Source organism: Pseudomonas sp. CHM02, assembly GCF_000612585.1.
Taxonomy (GTDB): domain Bacteria; phylum Pseudomonadota; class Gammaproteobacteria; order Pseudomonadales; family Pseudomonadaceae; genus Aquipseudomonas.
In genome coordinates this window covers 82,952-103,522 of sequence record NZ_JFCA01000028.1, presented here as the reverse complement: position 1 = coordinate 103,522, position 20,571 = coordinate 82,952, and the positions used below count along the sequence as shown (strand labels likewise).

At 55.2% G+C, this 20,571-nt stretch carries 17 protein-coding genes and 4 tRNA genes; all 21 read left to right on the top strand.

Annotated features, from left to right (window positions below):
• Window positions 1–119 precede the first annotated feature (119 nt).
• The 21 genes from birA (at window position 120) to rplC (ending at window position 20,561) form a co-directional block, all read left to right on the top strand.
• Window positions 120–1,079: a bifunctional biotin--[acetyl-CoA-carboxylase] ligase/biotin operon repressor BirA gene (birA, locus tag BM70_RS0117725; protein WP_025857214.1), complete on the top strand. Its 960-nt coding sequence runs from the start codon at window positions 120–122 to the stop codon at window positions 1,077–1,079.
• A complete protein-coding gene (locus tag BM70_RS0117720) occupies window positions 1,069–1,818 on the top strand; it encodes a pantothenate kinase (RefSeq protein ID WP_025857213.1) in 750 nt (249 codons plus the stop codon). The genes birA and BM70_RS0117720 overlap by 11 nt, the downstream gene beginning before the upstream one ends.
• Window positions 1,819–1,825: 7 nt before the next feature.
• Window positions 1,826–2,272 (top strand): hypothetical protein, encoded by a 447-nt coding sequence (locus BM70_RS0117715; protein ID WP_025857212.1) that lies wholly within the window; start codon window positions 1,826–1,828, stop codon window positions 2,270–2,272.
• A gap of 143 nt (window positions 2,273–2,415) precedes the next feature.
• Window positions 2,416–2,500 (top strand) — tRNA-Tyr (locus BM70_RS0117710).
• Between the two features lie 24 nt (window positions 2,501–2,524).
• Window positions 2,525–2,598, top strand: a tRNA-Gly gene (locus tag BM70_RS0117705).
• A 25-nt stretch (window positions 2,599–2,623) separates the two neighbouring features.
• A tRNA-Thr gene (locus tag BM70_RS0117700) sits at window positions 2,624–2,699 on the top strand.
• A 158-nt stretch (window positions 2,700–2,857) separates the two neighbouring features.
• Window positions 2,858–2,933 (top strand) — tRNA-Trp (locus tag BM70_RS0117695).
• A gap of 45 nt (window positions 2,934–2,978) precedes the next feature.
• Window positions 2,979–3,347: a preprotein translocase subunit SecE gene (secE, locus tag BM70_RS0117690; protein ID WP_025857211.1), complete on the top strand. Its 369-nt coding sequence runs from the start codon at window positions 2,979–2,981 to the stop codon at window positions 3,345–3,347.
• Between the two features lie 9 nt (window positions 3,348–3,356).
• On the top strand, window positions 3,357–3,890 hold the full coding sequence (nusG, locus tag BM70_RS0117685) for a transcription termination/antitermination protein NusG (protein WP_003176436.1): 534 nt from the start codon (window positions 3,357–3,359) through the stop codon (window positions 3,888–3,890).
• A gap of 117 nt (window positions 3,891–4,007) precedes the next feature.
• Complete coding sequence (gene rplK, locus BM70_RS0117680) at window positions 4,008–4,439, top strand: 50S ribosomal protein L11 (protein WP_003176435.1); 432 nt, start codon at window positions 4,008–4,010, stop codon at window positions 4,437–4,439.
• A complete protein-coding gene (gene rplA, locus BM70_RS0117675) occupies window positions 4,439–5,134 on the top strand; it encodes a 50S ribosomal protein L1 (protein WP_003176434.1) in 696 nt (231 codons plus the stop codon). Before rplK ends, rplA begins: the two co-directional genes overlap by 1 nt.
• A gap of 200 nt (window positions 5,135–5,334) precedes the next feature.
• Window positions 5,335–5,835, top strand: a complete 501-nt coding sequence (rplJ, locus tag BM70_RS0117670; RefSeq protein ID WP_016969477.1) for a 50S ribosomal protein L10 — start codon at window positions 5,335–5,337, stop codon at window positions 5,833–5,835.
• 78 nt (window positions 5,836–5,913) lie between these two features.
• Window positions 5,914–6,279, top strand: coding sequence for a 50S ribosomal protein L7/L12 (rplL, locus tag BM70_RS0117665; protein WP_025857209.1), 366 nt, complete (start codon window positions 5,914–5,916; stop codon window positions 6,277–6,279).
• Window positions 6,280–6,498: 219 nt separating this feature from the next.
• Window positions 6,499–10,572, top strand: a complete 4,074-nt coding sequence (gene rpoB, locus BM70_RS0117660) for a DNA-directed RNA polymerase subunit beta (RefSeq protein ID WP_025857208.1) — start codon at window positions 6,499–6,501, stop codon at window positions 10,570–10,572.
• Between the two features lie 64 nt (window positions 10,573–10,636).
• Window positions 10,637–14,836 carry a DNA-directed RNA polymerase subunit beta' gene (rpoC, locus tag BM70_RS0117655; RefSeq protein WP_025857207.1) on the top strand — a complete coding sequence of 1,400 codons (4,200 nt, stop codon included), beginning with the start codon at window positions 10,637–10,639 and terminating at the stop codon, window positions 14,834–14,836.
• Between the two features lie 217 nt (window positions 14,837–15,053).
• Entirely contained in the window at window positions 15,054–15,425 is a 372-nt protein-coding gene (rpsL, locus tag BM70_RS0117650; protein WP_002555494.1) for a 30S ribosomal protein S12, read from the top strand.
• Window positions 15,426–15,543: 118 nt separating this feature from the next.
• Window positions 15,544–16,014, top strand: coding sequence for a 30S ribosomal protein S7 (rpsG, locus tag BM70_RS0117645; protein ID WP_002555493.1), 471 nt, complete (start codon window positions 15,544–15,546; stop codon window positions 16,012–16,014).
• A 30-nt stretch (window positions 16,015–16,044) separates the two neighbouring features.
• The gene (gene fusA / locus BM70_RS0117640) at window positions 16,045–18,150 is read left to right on the top strand and encodes an elongation factor G (protein WP_003210087.1); all 2,106 of its coding nucleotides are present in this window, start codon (window positions 16,045–16,047) and stop codon (window positions 18,148–18,150) included.
• A 30-nt stretch (window positions 18,151–18,180) separates the two neighbouring features.
• Window positions 18,181–19,374, top strand: a complete 1,194-nt coding sequence (gene tuf / locus BM70_RS0117635; RefSeq protein ID WP_025857206.1) for an elongation factor Tu — start codon at window positions 18,181–18,183, stop codon at window positions 19,372–19,374.
• A gap of 158 nt (window positions 19,375–19,532) precedes the next feature.
• A complete protein-coding gene (gene rpsJ, locus BM70_RS0117630) occupies window positions 19,533–19,844 on the top strand; it encodes a 30S ribosomal protein S10 (RefSeq protein WP_003186070.1) in 312 nt (103 codons plus the stop codon).
• 81 nt (window positions 19,845–19,925) lie between these two features.
• Window positions 19,926–20,561, top strand: a complete 636-nt coding sequence (rplC, locus tag BM70_RS0117625; RefSeq protein WP_003194649.1) for a 50S ribosomal protein L3 — start codon at window positions 19,926–19,928, stop codon at window positions 20,559–20,561.
• Window positions 20,562–20,571: the final 10 nt, after the last annotated feature.

Here is a 20,571-nt window from a genome sequence, read left to right as displayed (position 1 = left end):
GGACGGTCGAAAAGTACGTTGAGGCTATTGCTCACGCCTTCACTGCTAAAGTCCGGCGTTTCTATGCAATGACCCTGCGCATGGCTATCATGCGTGCCTCATTGTGAGGCGATACTTGCATGCTGACGTTGTTAAAACTTCTGAAAGATGGCCGATTCCACTCCGGAGAAGCCCTTGGCGCGGCCCTTGGCGTCAGTCGCAGTGCTGTCTGGAAGCAGCTCCGGCACCTGGAGGCCGAATTGAATCTGCCCATCCACAAGGTACGGGGTAAGGGGTATCAGTTGGCATCTCCGCTGATTTTCTTGAGTGCTGAAGACATTGCGTTGAATGCGCCCTCTTTGGCATGGCCTGTTCATATCTCTGACTCCATTGACTCCACGAATGCCGAAGCCTTGCGCCTTGTTGATGCTGGGAGCTCGGCGCCGTTCCTAGTGCTTGCGGAGCAGCAAACAGCGGGAAGGGGCAGGAGGGGGCGAAAGTGGGTCAGTCCGTTCGCACAAAACGTTTATTACAGCCTTGTATTACGTATTGAGGCCGGTCTGCGGCAGTTGGAGGGGCTAAGTCTCGTTGTGGGCCTGGCAGTCGTGCGGGCCTTGCGCGAGTCTGGTGTGCAGGGCGCTGCGCTGAAGTGGCCAAACGATGTCCTGGTCGGGCAGAAAAAGATTGCCGGTATATTGCTGGAGTTGGTGGGAGACCCCGCTGATATCTGTCACGTCGTCCTCGGAATAGGTATCAACGTGAATATGCAGAGGGCTGACGAGGTCGATCAGCAGTGGACTTCGGTGCAGCTCCAAACGGGGTCAGCGGTGGATCGCAACGCTCTGGTTGCGCAATTGGGGCTGCAGCTGCAAGGCTACCTTGAGCGGCACCGGGAGGGAGGTTTTGTCGCGCTCCAAGATGAGTGGGAGCAGAATCACGCCTGGCAGGGGCGACCCGTGTCCCTGATCGCGGGCGTCAATCAGGTCGATGGAGTTGTGCTGGGTGTAGACCGTCAGGGAGCATTGCGCCTGAATGTCGATGGTGTTGAGAAAATATACAGTGGTGGTGAGTTAAGCCTGAGGTTGCGTGATGATTCTTGAGCTCGACTGTGGGAATAGCTTTATCAAATGGCGTGTGCTTGATTCGGAAAAGGCGATTGCCTTGGCGGAAGGGGTTGTTGGTTCGGATCTGGCATTGGTTGAAAGCCTGGTAGCGCTTCCTGGGTTGTTGCTGACGCGCTGCCGATTGGTGAGCGTCCGTGCCCTGGAGGAAACAAGCAAGCTGGTCGCGGCTCTGCATGAGGCTTTCGGCGTTGCTGTTTCCTGCGCGGCTCCTGCGCGAGAGATGGCTGGGGTGCATAACGGCTACGAAGACTTCGAGCGTTTGGGGCTTGATCGCTGGTTGGCGATGCTGGGTGGATTCAAGCTCGCGCGGGGCGCTTGCCTGGTGCTTGATTTTGGTACGGCAGCCACGGCAGATTTTATTGCAGCGGATGGTGAGCACTTCGGTGGTTTCATTTGCCCGGGTATGCCCCTTATGCGCAACCAACTGAGAACTCATACGCGCAAGATACGCTACGACGACGCTGCTGCCGAAAGGGCGCTGGAGCATCTTTCTCCGGGTCGTACGACCGTAGAGGCTGTGGAGCGCGGCTGTACGCTGATGCTGAGAGGGTTTGTGCTGACTCAGTTGGAGTTGGCGCGAAGCTATTGGGGGAATGACTTCACCGTGTTCCTGACTGGTGGGGATGCTGATTTGGTGGCAGATGCAGTGCCCCAGGCGCGGCTTGTTCCTGACCTGGTATTTGTCGGTTTGGCAATGGCTTGCCCTTTGTCCTGAGGTGATTATGCGTTGGCTGTTTTTGCTTTTACTTGTCCTCAACGCCTTCTACTACATTTGGCATCAGCAAGAAGCGCCGCTGCGCGCTAAAGATGTCACGCCTCTGAGTCTTTACAAGGGCTCGCAGCAAGACATACGCCTGCTCAGTGAATCCTCGGATGCTGTGGTGCGCAAGGATCGTGCGAAAGCATCTGAAGCGCAGAATACTTGCCTCTACATCGGTGGTTTCGCGGACCAGCGGCAGGCGCAGTCTGTTGAGCAGCGCCTCACAAGCCTGGATATAAAGGTCAAGGTTCAACTGCTGAATACTGCCGATGCCTCTGGCTACTGGCTCCGTGTGGCCCCCGAAAGTCGACGCCTGGCTGAAGATCTACCCTTTGAAAACCTTGCTAAGGAATTCAATGAGTTAAAACATAAAATAATGTTGTGCGAAGGCGTTGCAACTCTCGAATAGTTTGCATAGAATGGCGCCCGCTTCGCAGTGAAGACCTTTGAGGTCAGCAGTGTGAAGCGAAGGTCAATGCAGCTAACCTCATATTTTTAAATGAGAAAATGCTTGACAGAAGGTCGGCGTAATGTAAAATGCCGGCTCGCTTAGGAGGGGTTCCCGAGCGGCCAAAGGGATCAGACTGTAAATCTGACGTCTACGACTTCGAAGGTTCGAATCCTTCCCCCTCCACCATTTTTAGCGTGAGCTGCAAGCTCCGCGGGTATAGTTTAGTGGTAGAACCTCAGCCTTCCAAGCTGATGATGCGGGTTCGATTCCCGCTACCCGCTCCAAGTTTGCAGGTTGTGCAGGTGTTTTGCTCTTGTAGCTCAGTTGGTAGAGCACACCCTTGGTAAGGGTGAGGTCAGCGGTTCAAATCCGCTCAAGAGCTCCATATAACAAGGCAGATATGAAAATATCTGCCTTTGTTTTAATGGCTGTCTCGGCTTGATGGTGTTCCGCCTGACGTTGTCAGGTGATTTCAAGTCTCTCGGGGTTGGCTGTTGTAAAGTCTTTTTCAGGCCTGCATAATGGTCGGCCTGATTTTGTTTTAGGTCAGTAGCTCAATTGGCAGAGCGACGGTCTCCAAAACCGTAGGTTGGGGGTTCGATTCCCTCCTGACCTGCCAGATTCACGTGGTGTATCTGGCTTTCTTTTCACAGGATCTTCATAGATGACTCCTAAGGCTGAAGCTCAAAGCTCTCGTTTCGATCTGGTCAAGTGGCTCGCTGTAGTCGCCTTGGTGGTCGTAGGCGTTGTTGGCAATCAGTACTATTCTGCTTCGCCGATCCTGTACCGCGTACTCGCTTTGCTTGTCCTTGCTGCTGTAGCTGCCTTTGTAGGTCTGCAGACTGCCAAAGGCAAGTCCTTCGCGGTCCTGGTAAAGGAAGCTCGCACCGAAATCCGTAAAGTCGTTTGGCCGACTCGCCAAGAAACCACGCAGACCACGTTGATTGTTGTGGCTGTTGTTCTGGTTATGGCGTTGCTGTTGTGGGGGCTTGATTCCCTGCTCGGCTGGCTTGTTTCCTTGATTGTTGGCTAAGGGTGTCCCGTGGCTAAGCGTTGGTACGTTGTGCATGCTTACTCGGGTTACGAGAAGCATGTTATGCGCTCTTTGCTAGAGCGCGTAAAGCTGGCAGGCATGGAAGATGGCTTCGGCGAAATTCTGGTTCCCACTGAAGAAGTGGTTGAAATGCGGAATGGCCAGAAGCGTAAAAGCGAACGCAAGTTCTTCCCTGGCTATGTGCTGGTTCAGATGGACATGAATGAAGGTACTTGGCACTTGGTCAAGGACACTCCTCGTGTGATGGGTTTTATCGGCGGTACTGCTGATAAGCCTGCTCCTATCACTGACAAAGAAGCAGAAGCGATTCTGCGTCGTGTTGCTGATGGTAGTGACAAGCCCAAGCCGAAGACACTTTTCGAGCCGGGTGAGGTTGTTCGTGTCACAGATGGTCCGTTTGCTGATTTCAACGGTACCGTCGAAGAAGTTAACTACGAAAAGAGCCGGATCCAAGTGGCAGTGCTCATTTTCGGTCGCTCTACTCCGGTAGAGTTGGAGTTCAGCCAGGTCGAGAAGGTCTAGCTGAGCAAGCATCCCAACCCCGCAGCCTTAGGCTGTGGGGTTTTGTCGTCACTGGGATAAACGCGCAAGTAACCGGGGAGCCTTTCGAGGCGTTTGAACCCGTAATTGGAGTGCCTCATGGCCAAGAAGATTACCGCTTACATCAAGCTGCAAGTGAAGGCCGCTCAGGCCAACCCTAGCCCACCCGTCGGTCCAGCTCTGGGTCAGCACGGCGTGAACATCATGGAATTCTGCAAGGCCTTCAACGCCCGTACTCAGGGTCTTGAGCCAGGTCTGCCGACTCCAGTGATCATCACTGTATACAGCGACCGTAGCTTCACCTTCGAAACCAAGTCGACCCCGGCTTCGGTTCTGTTGAAGAAAGCTGCTGGTCTGACTAGCGGTTCCGCTCGTCCGAACACCGTTAAGGTTGGCACCGTAACTCGTGCTCAGCTGGAAGAAATCGCGAAGACCAAAAACGCGGATCTGACTGCAGCTGATATGGATGCAGCCGTGCGTACCATCGCCGGTTCTGCTCGTAGCATGGGCCTTAACGTGGAGGGTGTGTAATGGCTAAGCTGACCAAGCGCCAAAAGGCTATCGCCGGCAAAATCGAAGCGGGCAAGTCCTACAACTTTGTAGACGCTGCTGCCCTGCTGACCGAGCTGTCGACTGTCAAGTTCAGCGAGTCCGTTGACGTTGCTGTAAACCTGGGTGTTGACCCGCGTAAATCCGACCAGGTCGTTCGTAGCGCAACTGTGCTGCCACACGGTACTGGCAAGACTGTACGTGTAGCTGTCTTCACCCAAGGCCCGGCAGCTGAAGCTGCTCTGGCTGCCGGCGCTGACCGCGTTGGCATGGACGACCTGGCTGCCGAAATGAAAGGCGGCGACCTGAACTATGACGTAGTTATTGCTTCCCCGGATGCAATGCGCGTTGTAGGTCAACTGGGTCAGATCCTCGGTCCACGTGGTCTGATGCCTAACCCGAAAGTCGGCACCGTAACTCCAGACGTAGCTACCGCGGTTAAAAACGCCAAGGCCGGTCAGGTTCGTTATCGCACCGACAAAAACGGCATCATTCACACCTCCGTTGGCAAAGTCGGCTTCGATGCCGTCAAGCTGAAGGAAAACGTTGAAGCCCTGATCGCTGATCTGAAGCGTATCAAGCCAGCTTCCTCGAAAGGTATCTACGTCAAGCGCGTTACCCTGAGCACCACTATGGGCCCGGGTCTGGTCATCGACCAGGGTTCGCTGGACGTATAAGACACAGATTGGCGCGAGAGATTGCGCCAATTGAAAAAAATTGGGGTCCCTGCCTGGCGGGGGCTATCCAAGACCGTAGGCGACGCAAGTCTTAAACCACAAGCCTACGCAGATGGTGCTCCCGGTTCCTTACCGAATCAGACACCAAAACGACATCCGGCTCCGGCCAGATGAAACGGTAACAAGCAGGAGTTAAACCCGTGGCAATTAATCTCGAAGACAAGAAGGCCATCGTCGCTGAAGTCAACGAGGCTGCCAAAGCTGCTCTGTCCGCTGTCGTGGCTGATGCCCGTGGTGTGACAGTAGGCGCTATGACCGGACTCCGTAAAGAGGCTCGTGAAGCTGGCGTATACGTACGTGTTGTACGTAACACCCTGCTCAAGCGCGCTGTTGCTGACACTGAATACAGTGTTCTCAACGACGTGTTCACCGGCCCGACTCTGATCGCGTTCTCCAAAGAGCATCCAGGCGCTGCTGCCCGTTTGTTCAAAGAGTTCGCCAAGAGTCAGGATAAGTTCGAGATCAAGGCAGCTGCGTTCGAGGGCAAGTTCCTCGCAGCTAACCAAATCGACGTACTGGCAACACTGCCGACCCGCGACGAAGCCATTTCGCAGCTGATGAGCGTGATTCAAGGCGCTACCAGCAAGCTGGCTCGTACTCTGGCCGCAGTTCGCGAGCAAAAAGAAGCTGCCGCAGCCTAAGGCTGAGCGACTTCTCTCGCGTATTTTTGTTTATTTCGATGGCCGAGTAGGCCGTCCCCCAATTCAGGAAATACAGCAATGTCTATCTCCCAAGACGATATCCTCAACGCCGTAGCTGAAATGTCGGTTCTGCAGGTTGTTGAGCTGATCAAAGCTTTCGAAGAAAAATTCGGCGTTTCCGCTGCCGCTGCTTCCGCTGGCCCAGCTGCTGCTGCTGCCGTTGTTGAAGAGCAAACCGAATTCAACGTCATGCTGACCGAAGCTGGCGAGAAGAAAGTAAACGTGATCAAGGCAGTACGTGAACTGACCGGTCTGGGCCTGAAAGAAGCCAAGGCTGTAGTTGACGGCGCTCCTGCCCTGGTTCTGGAAGCTGTTGCCAAAGACGCAGCTGACAAAGCCAAAGCAGCACTGGAAGAAGCAGGCGCTAAAGTCGAGCTGAAGTAAGCATCGACCTTGCGTCTCCAGCCCAAGCGTTAAGCTGAAGGCTGATGGCTGGTGGCTCTTGCCACCGGCCTTTTTCCGTTCTTGGCTGCCGACTCGGTCGCCGCCATTAACGCGCTGTAGCCACCCGATGCGGTGGTGCAAACCATGGGGTTTGCAAGATTTTCTGGCTGCTCCCGTCGGAGGGGCCAAACAAGCAGGTGACCAAGCTGGGGAACGCTGATGGCTTACTCATATACTGAGAAAAAACGTATCCGCAAGGACTTTAGCAAGTTGCCGGACGTCATGGATGTCCCGTACCTTCTGGCTATCCAGCTGGATTCGTATCGTGAATTCTTGCAGGCGGGAGCGACCAAAGATCAGTTCCGCGACGTGGGCCTGCATGCGGCCTTCAAATCCGTTTTCCCGATCATCAGCTACTCCGGCAATGCTGCGCTGGAGTACGTGGGTTATCGCCTGGGCGAACCGGCATTTGATGTCAAAGAATGCGTGTTGCGCGGTGTTACGTACGCCGTACCTTTGCGGGTAAAAGTCCGCCTGATCATTTTCGACAAAGAATCGTCGAACAAAGCGATCAAGGACATCAAAGAGCAAGAAGTCTACATGGGCGAAATCCCATTGATGACTGAGAACGGTACCTTCGTTATCAACGGTACCGAGCGTGTGATCGTTTCCCAGCTGCACCGTTCCCCGGGCGTGTTCTTCGACCACGACCGCGGCAAGACGCACAGCTCCGGTAAGCTCCTGTACTCCGCGCGGATCATTCCGTACCGTGGTTCGTGGTTGGACTTCGAGTTCGACCCTAAAGACTGCGTGTTCGTGCGTATCGACCGTCGTCGTAAGCTGCCGGCCTCGGTACTGCTGCGCGCGCTCGGCTATACCACTGAGCAAGTGCTGGATGCCTTCTACACCACCAACGTATTCAGCCTGAAGGATGAAACCCTCAAGCTGGAACTGATTGCTTCGCGTCTGCGTGGTGAAATTGCCGTTCTGGACATCCAGGATGAAAAAGGCAAGGTCATTGTTGAGGCTGGCCGCCGTATCACTGCGCGCCACATCAACCAGATCGAAAAAGCCGGTATCAAAGAGCTGGAAGTGCCTCTGGACTACGTCCTGGGGCGCACTACCGCCAAGGTCATCGTTCACCCGGCTACAGGCGAAATCCTGGCTGAGTGCAACACCGAACTGAACACCGAGATCCTGGCCAAAATCGCCAAGGCTCAGGTTGTTCGCATCGAGACCCTGTACACCAACGACATCGACTGCGGTCCGTTCATCTCCGATACTCTGAAGATCGACTCCACCAGCAACCAATTGGAAGCGCTGGTCGAGATCTATCGCATGATGCGTCCTGGCGAGCCACCAACCAAAGACGCTGCCGAAACCCTGTTCAACAACCTGTTCTTCAGCCCTGAGCGTTATGACCTGTCTGCGGTCGGCCGGATGAAGTTCAACCGTCGTATCGGTCGTACCGAGATCGAAGGTTCGGGTGTGCTGTGCAAGGAAGATATCGTCGCGGTACTGAAGACTCTGGTCGACATCCGTAACGGTAAAGGCATCGTCGATGACATCGACCACCTGGGTAACCGTCGTGTTCGCTGCGTAGGCGAAATGGCCGAGAACCAGTTCCGCGTTGGCCTGGTACGTGTTGAGCGTGCGGTCAAAGAGCGTCTGTCGATGGCTGAAAGCGAAGGCCTGATGCCGCAAGACCTGATCAACGCCAAGCCAGTGGCTGCGGCGGTGAAAGAGTTCTTTGGTTCCAGCCAGCTTTCCCAGTTCATGGACCAGAACAACCCGCTCTCCGAGATCACCCACAAGCGCCGTGTATCCGCACTGGGCCCAGGCGGTCTGACCCGTGAGCGTGCAGGCTTTGAAGTTCGTGACGTACACCCGACGCACTACGGTCGTGTTTGCCCGATCGAAACGCCGGAAGGTCCGAACATCGGTCTGATCAACTCCCTGGCCGCTTATGCGCGCACCAACCAGTATGGCTTCCTCGAGAGCCCATACCGTGTGGTGAAAGACGCTTTGGTCACCGACGAGATCGTGTTCCTGTCCGCCATCGAAGAAGCTGATCACGTGATCGCTCAGGCTTCGGCCACGATGAACGACAAGAAAGTCCTGGTCGACGAGCTGGTAGCTGTTCGTCACTTGAACGAGTTCACCGTCAAGGCGCCGGAAGACGTCACCTTGATGGACGTTTCGCCGAAGCAGGTAGTTTCGGTTGCCGCGTCGCTGATCCCGTTCCTGGAGCACGATGACGCCAACCGTGCGTTGATGGGTTCCAACATGCAGCGTCAAGCTGTACCAACTCTGCGTGCTGACAAGCCGCTGGTAGGTACCGGCATGGAGCGTAACGTAGCCCGTGACTCCGGCGTTTGCGTCGTGGCTCGTCGTGGCGGCGTGATCGACTCTGTTGATGCCAGCCGTATCGTGGTTCGTGTTGCCGATGACGAAGTTGAAACTGGTGAAGCCGGTGTCGACATCTACAACCTGACCAAATACACCCGCTCGAACCAGAACACCTGCATCAACCAGCGCCCGCTGGTGAGCAAAGGTGATCGCGTTCAGCGTAGCGACATCATGGCCGATGGCCCGTCCACCGACATGGGTGAGCTGGCTCTGGGTCAGAACATGCGCATCGCGTTCATGGCATGGAACGGCTTCAACTTCGAAGACTCCATCTGCCTGTCCGAGCGTGTTGTTCAGGAAGACCGTTTCACCACGATCCACATTCAGGAACTGACCTGTGTGGCACGTGATACCAAGCTTGGGCCAGAGGAAATCACTGCAGACATCCCGAACGTGGGTGAAGCTGCACTGAACAAGCTGGACGAAGCCGGTATCGTTTATGTGGGTGCTGAAGTCGGCGCAGGCGACATCCTGGTAGGTAAGGTCACTCCTAAAGGCGAGACCCAACTGACTCCGGAAGAAAAACTGCTGCGTGCGATCTTCGGTGAAAAAGCCAGCGACGTTAAAGACACCTCCTTGCGCGTACCTACCGGTACCAAGGGTACTGTCATCGACGTACAGGTCTTCACCCGTGACGGCGTTGAGCGTGATGCTCGTGCACTGTCCATCGAGAAGACCCAGCTCGACGAGATCCGCAAGGATCTGAACGAAGAGTTCCGTATCGTTGAAGGCGCGACCTTCGAACGTCTGCGTTCCGCCCTGGTAGGCCACAAGGCTGAAGGCGGCGCAGGTCTGAAGAAAGGTCAGGACATCACCGACGAAGTTCTCGACGGTCTTGAGCACGGCCAGTGGTTCAAACTGCGCATGGCTGAAGATGCTCTGAACGAGCAGCTCGAGAAGGCCCAGGCCTATATCGTTGATCGTCGCCGTCTGCTGGACGATAAGTTCGAAGACAAGAAGCGCAAACTGCAGCAGGGCGATGACCTGGCTCCAGGCGTGCTGAAAATCGTCAAGGTTTACCTGGCAATCCGTCGCCGCATCCAGCCGGGCGACAAGATGGCCGGTCGTCACGGTAACAAAGGTGTGGTCTCCGTGATCATGCCGGTTGAAGACATGCCGCACGATGCCAATGGCACCCCGGTCGACGTCGTCCTCAACCCGTTGGGCGTACCTTCGCGTATGAACGTTGGTCAGATCCTTGAAACCCACCTGGGCCTCGCGGCCAAAGGTCTGGGCGAGAAGATCAACCGTATGATCGAAGAGCAGCGCAAGGTCGCAGACCTGCGTAAGTTCCTGCACGAGATCTACAACGAGATCGGCGGTCGCAACGAAGAACTGGACACCTTCTCCGACCAGGAAATCCTGGATCTGGCGAAGAACCTGCGCGGCGGCGTTCCAATGGCTACCCCAGTGTTCGACGGTGCCAAGGAAAGCGAAATCAAGGCCATGCTGAAACTGGCAGACCTGCCAGAAAGCGGCCAGATGCAGCTGTTCGACGGCCGTACCGGCAACAAGTTCGAGCGCCCGGTTACTGTTGGCTACATGTACATGCTGAAGCTGAACCACTTGGTAGACGACAAGATGCACGCTCGTTCTACCGGTTCGTACAGCCTGGTTACCCAGCAGCCGCTGGGTGGTAAGGCTCAGTTCGGTGGTCAGCGTTTCGGGGAGATGGAGGTCTGGGCACTGGAAGCATACGGTGCTGCTTACACTCTGCAAGAAATGCTCACAGTGAAGTCGGACGATGTGAACGGTCGGACCAAGATGTACAAAAACATCGTGGACGGCGATCACCGTATGGAGCCGGGCATGCCCGAGTCCTTCAACGTGTTGATCAAAGAAATTCGTTCCCTCGGCATCGATATCGATCTGGAAACCGAATAACACGTGACGCGAATCGAGAGCGGGGCTGTTTAGCCCGCTCTCTGCTCCGCCAGGAGGAAAGGCCTTGAAAGACCTACTGAATTTGCTGAAAAACCAGGGTCAAGTCGAAGAGTTCGACGCCATCCGTATTGGGCTGGCATCGCCTGAGATGATCCGTTCGTGGTCGTTCGGTGAAGTTAAAAAGCCGGAAACCATCAACTACCGTACGTTCAAACCTGAGCGTGACGGCCTGTTCTGCGCCAAGATCTTTGGCCCGGTTAAGGATTACGAGTGCCTGTGCGGTAAGTACAAGCGCTTGAAGCACCGTGGTGTGATCTGCGAGAAGTGCGGCGTTGAAGTTGCGCTGGCCAAGGTTCGTCGTGAGCGCATGGCGCACATCGAGTTGGCTTCGCCGGTTGCCCATATCTGGTTCCTGAAATCGCTGCCGTCCCGTATCGGTTTGCTGATGGACATGACCCTGCGTGATATCGAACGCGTTCTCTACTTCGAGAGCTATGTCGTTATCGATCCAGGCATGACCACCCTTGAAAAAGGTCAGCTGCTGAACGACGAGCAGTACTTCGAAGCGCTGGAAGAGTTCGGCGACGATTTCGATGCCCGCATGGGTGCCGAAGCTGTCCGCGAACTGCTGCACGCTATCGACCTGGAACACGAGATTGGCCGTCTGCGTGAAGAAATTCCGCAAACCAACTCCGAAACCAAGATCAAGAAGCTGTCCAAGCGTCTGAAGTTGATGGAAGCCTTCCAGGGTTCCGGCAACCTGCCAGAGTGGATGGTGCTGACCGTTCTGCCGGTTCTGCCGCCAGACCTGCGTCCGCTGGTACCGTTGGATGGTGGTCGTTTCGCGACGTCCGATCTCAACGACCTGTACCGTCGCGTGATCAACCGTAACAACCGCTTGAAGCGCCTGCTTGATCTGTCCGCTCCGGACATCATCGTGCGCAACGAAAAGCGTATGTTGCAAGAAGCGGTCGATGCCCTGCTCGACAACGGTCGTCGTGGCCGCGCTATCACCGGTTCGAACAAGCGTCCTCTGAAATCCCTGGCTGACATGATCAAGGGTAAGCAAGGCCGTTTCCGTCAGAACTTGCTCGGTAAGCGTGTTGACTACTCCGGTCGTTCGGTAATTACCGTAGGCCCGACCCTGCGTCTGCACCAGTGCGGTCTGCCGAAGAAGATGGCTCTCGAGCTGTTCAAGCCGTTCATTTTTGGCAAGCTGGAAATGCGCGGTCTCGCGACCACCATCAAAGCGGCCAAGAAAATGGTCGAGCGCGAACTGCCAGAGGTTTGGGACGTTCTCGCTGAAGTGATCCGTGAACACCCGGTTCTCCTCAACCGTGCACCGACCCTTCACCGTCTGGGTATCCAGGCGTTTGAACCGGTACTGATCGAAGGTAAGGCTATTCAGCTGCACCCGCTGGTCTGTGCTGCGTACAACGCCGACTTCGACGGCGACCAAATGGCCGTGCACGTACCGCTGACACTGGAAGCCCAGTTGGAAGCGCGTGCGTTGATGATGTCGACCAACAACATTCTGTCGCCAGCCAACGGTGAGCCAATCATCGTTCCGTCGCAGGACGTTGTACTGGGTCTGTACTACATGACCCGTGAAGCGATCAACGCCAAGGGCGAAGGTCGTGTGTTCGCTGACCTGCAGGAAGTTGACCGTGTGTTCCGTGCCGGCGAAGCCGCACTGCACGCCAAGGTCAAGGTGCGGATCAACGAAACCGTCAACGACCGTGACGGCGGCAGCGTGACCAACACCCGTATCGTCGACACCACTGTCGGCCGTGCGCTGTTGTATCAAGTTGTGCCAAAAGGTCTGTCGTACGACGTAGTCAACCTGCCGATGAAGAAAAAGGCGATCTCCAAGCTGATCAACCAGTGCTACCGCGTGGTTGGTTTGAAAGAGACCGTGATCTTCGCTGACCAGTTGATGTACACCGGTTTTGCTTACTCGACCATTTCCGGCGTTTCCATCGGCGTTAACGACTTCGTTATCCCGGATGAAAAAGCCCGCATCATCGGTGCAGCCACCGACGAAGTGAAAGAGATCGAGAGCCAGTACGCCTCCGGCCTGGTAACCCAGGGCGAGAAGTACAACAAAGTAATCGACCTTTGGTCCAAGGCGAACGACGAAGTTTCCAAGGCGATGATGGCCAACCTCTCGAAAGAGAAAGTCATCGACCGTCACGGCGATGAAGTTGACCAAGAGTCCTTCAACTCGATGTACATGATGGCCGACTCGGGCGCACGGGGTTCTGCTGCGCAGATCCGTCAGCTCGCCGGTATGCGTGGCCTGATGGCCAAGCCGGACGGCTCCATCATCGAAACGCCGATTACTGCGAACTTCCGTGAAGGTTTGAGCGTACTTCAGTACTTCATCTCGACTCACGGTGCTCGTAAAGGTCTGGCGGATACCGCGTTGAAAACCGCTAACTCCGGTTACCTGACTCGTCGTCTGGTAGACGTTGCACAAGATCTGGTAGTGACCGAGATCGATTGCGGCACCGAGCACGGCCTGCTGATGACTCCGCACATTGAAGGCGGTGACGTTGTAGAGCCGCTGGGTGAGCGTGTATTGGGTCGTGTTATTGCCCGTGATGTATTCAAGCCAGGTACCGAGGAAGTTATCGTTCCTGCCGGCACTCTGGTCGACGAGAAGTGGGTCGAGTTCATCGAACTCAACAGCATCGACGAAGTGATCGTTCGCTCGCCGATCAGCTGCGAAACCCGCTACGGAATTTGCGCCAAGTGCTACGGCCGTGACTTGGCTCGTGGTCACCAGGTGAACATCGGTGAAGCGGTCGGCGTTATCGCTGCCCAGTCCATCGGTGAGCCGGGTACCCAGCTCACCATGCGTACGTTCCACATCGGTGGTGCGGCAAGCCGGACCTCCGCAGCTGACAGCGTTCAGGTGAAGAATGGCGGTACCGTCCGTCTGCACAACCTGAAGCACGTTGAGCGAGTGGATGGCCACTTGGTTGCTGTGTCCCGTTCCGGCGAGCTGGCAATCGCTGATGACTACGGTCGTGAGCGCGAGCGCTACAAGCTGCCGTACGGTGCTGTGATTTCGGTTAAAGAAGGTGACAAGGTCGACGCTGGCGCAATCGTGGCCAAGTGGGATCCGCACACTCACCCAATCGTTACCGAAATGAAAGGTACCGTGACCTACGTGGGCATGGAAGAAGGCATCACGATCAAGCGTCAGACTGACGAATTGACCGGTATGACCAACATTGAAGTACTCGACGCGAAAGATCGTCCAGCTGCCGGTAAAGACATCCGTCCTGCCGTGAAGATGGTCGATGACAACGGCAAGGATCTGTTACTGCCAGGCACTGACGTAATCGCTCAGTACTTCCTGCCAGCCAACGCCCTGGTCGGTGTAGCGGATGGTGCGAAGATCGCGATCGGTGATGTTATCGCGCGTATCCCGCAAGAAACTTCGAAGACCCGTGACATCACCGGTGGTCTGCCGCGTGTTGCCGACTTGTTCGAAGCTCGTCGTCCGAAAGAAGCATCGATTCTGGCTGAAGTCAGCGGCACCATCGCGTTCGGTAAAGAGACCAAGGGCAAGCGCCGTCTGGTCATTACCCCGAACGACGGTAGCGACCCGTATGAAGAGCTGATTCCGAAGTGGCGTCACCTGAACGTGTTCGAAGGCGAACAGGTAAACCGCGGCGAAGTTATCTCCGACGGTCCAAGCGATCCACACGACATCCTGCGTCTGCTGGGTGTGAGTGCGCTGGCCAAGTACATCGTTAACGAGATCCAGGACGTTTACCGCCTGCAAGGCGTGAAGATCAACGATAAGCACATCGAGACCATCCTGCGTCAGATGCTGCGTAAAGTTGAAATCGCTGAATCCGGCGATTCCAGTTTCATCAAGGGCGACCAGATGGAACTGACTCACGTACTGGTGGAAAACGAGCGCCTGACGAACGAAGAGAAATTCGTTTCCAAGTTCACTCGCGTGCTGCTGGGTATCACCAAGGCGTCGTTGTCGACTGAATCGTTCATCTCGGCGGCCTCCTTCCAGGAGACCACTCGCGTATTGACCGAAGCAGCGGTAACCGGCAAGCGCGATTACCTGCGCGGCCTGAAAGAAAACGTGGTCGTGGGTCGTCTGATCCCGGCTGGTACCGGTTTGGCTTACCATAGCGAGCGTAAACGCCGCCGTGATGCTGACAAGCCGCTGCGCGTAAGCGCCAGTGAAGTGGAAGCTGCACTGACCGAAGCGCTGAACTCTAGCGGTAACTGAGTTCTGCGATAAATAAGTCCGGGCCCTGGCAGCCCCCATTCGTCGGATCGAGGCATTTTTGCCCCGGTTCGATGAGAGGGGAGGTCGGGGCCTTGCCTTGACTGGGGGCAAGATCCTCTTTAGACTCTTGTACCCCTAAATTTGGCGGGAATTCGTTCCTGCCATTTTGCTTTTCTTGCAAGACAATAGCGTCGCAAGACAACAGTGGAGCTAGTAGATGGCAACTATCAACCAGCTGGTACGTCAGCCGCGTAAGCGTATCGTCGAGAAATCCGACGTGCCTGCGCTGCAGAACTGCCCGCAACGTCGTGGCGTATGCACTCGCGTGTATACCACTACGCCGAAAAAACCTAACTCGGCACTGCGTAAAGTATGCCGTGTGCGCCTGACCAACGGTTTCGAGGTTTCCTCGTACATCGGTGGTGAAGGTCACAACCTGCAAGAGCACAGCGTGGTACTGATCCGCGGCGGTCGTGTAAAAGACTTGCCAGGTGTTCGTTACCACACCGTACGCGGCTCCTTGGATACTTCCGGCGTTAAAGGTCGTAACCAGGGTCGTTCGAAGTACGGTACCAAGAAGCCTAAGTAGTAGCGGCTTTTTGTAAAACTGAATCATCTTATTTTCTGAGTCGATAAGAGTAAGGTCGGAGGCGTCCCGAAAGGGCACCGATTCCGAGCGAACCTGAAGACCGTTTGAGGGCTTATCCATGCCAAGAAGACGCGTAGCAGCCAAGCGCGAAGTGCTTGACGATCCAAAATACGGAAGCCAAATCCTGGCCAAGTTCATGAACCACGTGATGGAGAGCGGCAAGAAAGCCGTTGCCGAGCGTATCGTTTATGGCGCGCTGGAAAAGGTTAAAGAACGCAAGAACAGCGACCCCCTGGAAATCTTCGAGAAAGCTCTCGACGCCATCGCTCCGCTGGTCGAAGTGAAGTCGCGCCGTGTAGGCGGTGCTACTTACCAGGTTCCGGTTGAAGTTCGTCCGTCCCGTCGTAACGCTCTGGCAATGCGCTGGTTGGTAGACTTCGCCCGTAAGCGCGGCGAGAAGTCTATGGCTCTGCGTTTGGCTGGCGAATTGTTGGACGCTGCTGAAGGTAAAGGTGCTGCTGTTAAGAAGCGTGAAGACGTGCACCGTATGGCTGAAGCTAACAAAGCTTTCTCGCACTACCGCTTCTAATCTTAGCTTCACTAATTTTGCGAGGGCTTTATGGCTCGTACTACTCCGATTAGCCGCTACCGTAACATCGGTATCGTTGCTCACGTGGATGCTGGTAAAACCACCACCACCGAGCGCGTGCTGTTTTACACCGGCAAAAGTCACAAAATGGGCGAGGTGCATGATGGCGCCGCGACCACAGACTGGATGGTTCAGGAGCAGGAGCGTGGTATTACCATTACTTCTGCTGCTATTACCGCCTTCTGGAAAGGTTCCGAGAAGCAGTACAAAGACGAGCATCGCTTCAACGTAATCGATACCCCTGGCCACGTAGACTTCACCATTGAAGTTGAGCGTTCCCTGCGCGTACTCGACGGCGCTGTCGTTGTGTTCTGCGGTACTTCGGGTGTTGAGCCTCAGTCGGAAACCGTATGGCGTCAAGCCAACAAGTACGGCGTTCCACGTCTTGTTTACGTAAACAAGATGGACCGTGCTGGTGCCAACTTCCTGCGCGTGATCGGTCAGATCAAGCAGCGTCTGGGTCACACCCCGGTGCCAATCCAATTGGCTATCGGTTCCGAAGACAACTTCCAGGGTCAGATCGACCTGATCAACATGGAAGCTGTTTACTGGAATGACGCTGACAAAGGCATGGTTCCTGTTCGTAAGCCTATCCCTGCAGAACTGCAGGAGCTGGCTGACGAGTGGCGTAACAACATGGTTGAGGCTGCCGCCGAAGCCAGCGAAGAGCTGATGAACAAGTACCTCGAAGGTGAAGAGCTCACCAACGTGGAGATCAAGGCTGCTCTGCGTCAGCGTACTATCGCTGGTGAGATCGTCTTGGCTGTTTGTGGTTCTTCCTTCAAGAACAAGGGTGTTCCCCTGGTTCTCGACGCCGTTATCGACTACCTGCCTGCTCCAACCGACATTCCTGCTATCAAGGGTACCAACCCTGATAACGAGGAAGAAGAGATGGAGCGTCACGCCGATGACAGCGAGCCGTTCTCGGCTCTGGCGTTCAAGATCGCAACCGACCCATTCGTGGGTACTTTGACCTTCGTCCGCGTTTACTCGGGCGTGTTGGCCTCCGGCGACGGCGTGATCAACTCGGTTAAAGGCAAGAAAGAGCGCGTGGGTCGTATGGTGCAAATGCACGCAAACGCCCGTGAAGAGATCAAGGAAGTGCGCGCTGGTGACATCGCGGCCCTGATCGGCATGAAGGACGTCACCACTGGTGAGACTTTGTGCGACGCTGCCAAGCCAATCATCCTGGTTCGCATGGACTTCCCGGAGCCGGTTATTTCGGTTGCCGTAGAGCCTAAGACCAAGGATGACCAGGAAAAAATGGGTATCGCTCTGGGCAAGCTTGCTCAGGAAGATCCATCTTTCCGCGTCAAGACTGATGAAGAGACTGGTCAAACGATCATCTCCGGCATGGGCGAGCTGCACCTGGACATCCTGGTTGACCGGATGCGCCGTGAGTTCAACGTCGAAGCCAACATCGGTAAGCCTCAGGTTTCCTATCGTGAGCGCATCACGAAGAACTGTGAAATCGAAGGCAAGTTCGTTCGTCAGTCCGGCGGTCGTGGTCAGTTCGGTCACTGCTGGATCCGTTTTGCTCCTGCTGACGAAGGTCAGGAAGGTCTGCAATTCGTGAACGAAGTAGTAGGTGGTGTTGTTCCTAAGGAATACATCCCTGCTATCCAGAAGGGTATCGAAGAGCAGATGAAGAACGGTGTTGTTGCCGGCTATCCGCTGATCGGCCTGAAAGCAACCGTTTTTGACGGTTCTTACCACGACGTCGACTCCAACGAGATGGCGTTTAAGGTGGCTGCTTCCATGGCAACCAAGCAACTGGCCCAGAAGGGCGGTGGTGAGTTGCTTGAGCCAATCATGGCGGTAGAAGTTGTTACACCTGAAGACTATATGGGTGATGTCATGGGCGACCTTAACCGTCGTCGCGGCATGATCTTGGGTATGGAAGACACGGTTTCCGGCAAAGTGATTCGCGCCGAGGTTCCGTTGGGTGAGATGTTTGGTTACGCGACCGACGTTCGCTCCATGTCCCAGGGTCGCGCAAGCTACTCTATGGAATTCAAAAAATACAACACAGCTCCGGCGCACATCGCTGAAACTGTATCCAAAAAACAAGGCTGATTCAGTCCTTTAGGCAAGGAGTTAATTGTCGTGGCTAAAGAAAAATTTGATCGTTCCCTACCGCACGTAAACGTTGGCACCATCGGCCACGTTGACCACGGTAAAACCACTCTGACCGCTGCTCTGACTCGCGTCTGCTCCGAAGTTTTCGGTTCGGCTCGTGTTGACTTCGACAAGATCGACAGCGCACCAGAAGAAAAAGCTCGTGGTATCACCATCAACACCGCTCACGTTGAGTACAACTCGACTATTCGTCACTACGCTCACGTTGACTGCCCAGGTCACGCTGACTATGTGAAGAACATGATCACCGGTGCTGCTCAGATGGATGGCGCGATCCTGGTTTGCTCGGCAGCTGATGGTCCGATGCCACAAACCCGTGAGCACATCCTGCTGTCCCGTCAGGTAGGCGTTCCGTACATCGTGGTTTTCCTGAACAAGGCTGACCTGGTAGACGACGCTGAGCTGCTGGAACTGGTTGAGATGGAAGTGCGCGATCTGCTGAGCACTTACGACTTCCCAGGTGACGACACTCCGATCATCATCGGTTCTGCTCGTATGGCGCTGGAAGGCAACGACGAAAACGAAATGGGCACCACTGCCGTTCGTAAACTGGTTGAAACTCTGGATACCTACATCCCAGAGCCAGTTCGTCTGACTGACAAGCCGTTCCTGATGCCAATCGAAGACGTATTCTCGATCTCCGGTCGTGGTACTGTTGTGACTGGTCGTATCGAGCGCGGTATCGTTCGCGTTCAGGATCCACTGGAAATCGTTGGTCTGCGTGACACCACCGTCACCACCTGCACCGGTGTTGAAATGTTCCGCAAACTGCTCGACGAAGGTCGTGCTGGCGAGAACTGCGGCGTTCTGCTGCGTGGTACCAAGCGTGACGACGTTGAGCGTGGTCAGGTTCTGGTTAAACCAGGTTCGGTTAAGCCGCACACCAAGTTCACCGCAGAAGTTTACGTTCTGAGCAAGGAAGAAGGCGGTCGTCACACTCCGTTCTTCAAAGGCTACCGTCCACAGTTCTACTTCCGTACTACTGACGTGACTGGTAACTGCGAACTGCCAGAAGGCGTTGAAATGGTAATGCCAGGCGATAACATTCAAATGACTGTTACCCTGATCAAAACCATCGCAATGGAAGACGGTCTGCGCTTCGCTATCCGTGAAGGCGGCCGTACCGTTGGTGCTGGTGTTGTAGCTAAAATCATCGAGTAATTATCTCTTCTGAGATAGCTCGATTTTTTGAGAAGGCTCCCGCTTGGCGGGGGCCTTTTTTATTGGGTTGACACCTATCTGGGGCGTCTATAGAATTGCGCCTCCTTTTAACGGGCGTATTGCGCTCGCTGGGAATAGCAGCCGGAGTCTGAAATCCAATGCAAAATCAGCAAATCCGTATCAGGTTGAAGGCTTTTGACCATCGCCTGATCGACCAATCCACCCAGGAAATCGTGGAAACCGCGAAACGTACTGGTGCTCAAGTGCGTGGTCCAATTCCACTGCCTACCCGTAAAGAGCGGTTCACCGTTCTGGTCTCCCCGCACGTCAACAAAGACGCGCGTGACCAGTACGAGATCCGTACTCATAAGCGCGTACTGGACATCGTCCAGCCAACGGATAAAACCGTTGATGCACTTATGAAGCTTGATCTGGCGGCCGGTGTGGAAGTACAGATCAGCCTCGGCTAAGACTCGGGTCTTAGTCGTGTAACGCTCTGAAATGGGCGGCCATAGCGGGTGAAAGCCCCGTACACTCATGAGGTTTACAACATGACTATTGGTGTAGTCGGTCGTAAATGCGGTATGACCCGTATTTTCACCGAAGAAGGTGTCTCCATTCCGGTCACGGTCATTGAGATCGAGCCGAATCGCGTCACCCAGTTCAAAACTGAAGAAACCGATGGCTATCGTGCAGTGCAAGTCACTGTCGGCGAGCGTCGTGCTTCGCGCGTGACTGCTGCTCAAGCAGGTCACTTCGCTAAAGCAAACGTTGCAGCTGGTCGCACTGTCATGGAGTTCCGTCTCGAAGACGGCGACTACCAGGCTGGCGATCTGATCAACGCTGAAATCTTCGCCGCTGGTCAACTGGTTGATGTAACCGGTCAGTCCAAGGGTAAAGGCTTCCAGGGTACGATCAAGCGTTGGAATTTCCGTGGCCAAGACAACACTCACGGTAACTCCGTTTCCCACCGCGTCCCGGGCTCTATTGGCCAGTGCCAGACTCCTGGTCGTGTATTCAAGGGCAAAAAAATGTCCGGTCATATGGGCGCTGAGCGCGTGACCGTGCAGTCCCTCGAAGTAGTGCGCGTCGACGCTGAACGCAATCTGTTGTTGGTCAAGGGTGCTGTTCCTGGCGCTACTGGCGGCAACCTGGTTGTACGTCCAGCGGCCAAGGCTCGCGGTTAAGGGGAAGCTG

Coding starts and splice junctions, on each gene's coding strand:
- birA (WP_025857214.1), top strand. CDS start 120: ATGCTGACGTTGTTAAAACTTCTGAAAGATGGCCGATTCCACTCCGGA.
- BM70_RS0117720 (WP_025857213.1), top strand. CDS start 1,069: ATGATTCTTGAGCTCGACTGTGGGAATAGCTTTATCAAATGGCGTGTG.
- BM70_RS0117715 (WP_025857212.1), top strand. CDS start 1,826: ATGCGTTGGCTGTTTTTGCTTTTACTTGTCCTCAACGCCTTCTACTAC.
- secE (WP_025857211.1), top strand. CDS start 2,979: ATGACTCCTAAGGCTGAAGCTCAAAGCTCTCGTTTCGATCTGGTCAAG.
- rplK (WP_003176435.1), top strand. CDS start 4,008: ATGGCCAAGAAGATTACCGCTTACATCAAGCTGCAAGTGAAGGCCGCT.
- rplA (WP_003176434.1), top strand. CDS start 4,439: ATGGCTAAGCTGACCAAGCGCCAAAAGGCTATCGCCGGCAAAATCGAA.
- rplL (WP_025857209.1), top strand. CDS start 5,914: ATGTCTATCTCCCAAGACGATATCCTCAACGCCGTAGCTGAAATGTCG.
- rpoB (WP_025857208.1), top strand. CDS start 6,499: ATGGCTTACTCATATACTGAGAAAAAACGTATCCGCAAGGACTTTAGC.
- rpsL (WP_002555494.1), top strand. CDS start 15,054: ATGGCAACTATCAACCAGCTGGTACGTCAGCCGCGTAAGCGTATCGTC.
- rpsG (WP_002555493.1), top strand. CDS start 15,544: ATGCCAAGAAGACGCGTAGCAGCCAAGCGCGAAGTGCTTGACGATCCA.
- fusA (WP_003210087.1), top strand. CDS start 16,045: ATGGCTCGTACTACTCCGATTAGCCGCTACCGTAACATCGGTATCGTT.
- rpsJ (WP_003186070.1), top strand. CDS start 19,533: ATGCAAAATCAGCAAATCCGTATCAGGTTGAAGGCTTTTGACCATCGC.
- rplC (WP_003194649.1), top strand. CDS start 19,926: ATGACTATTGGTGTAGTCGGTCGTAAATGCGGTATGACCCGTATTTTC.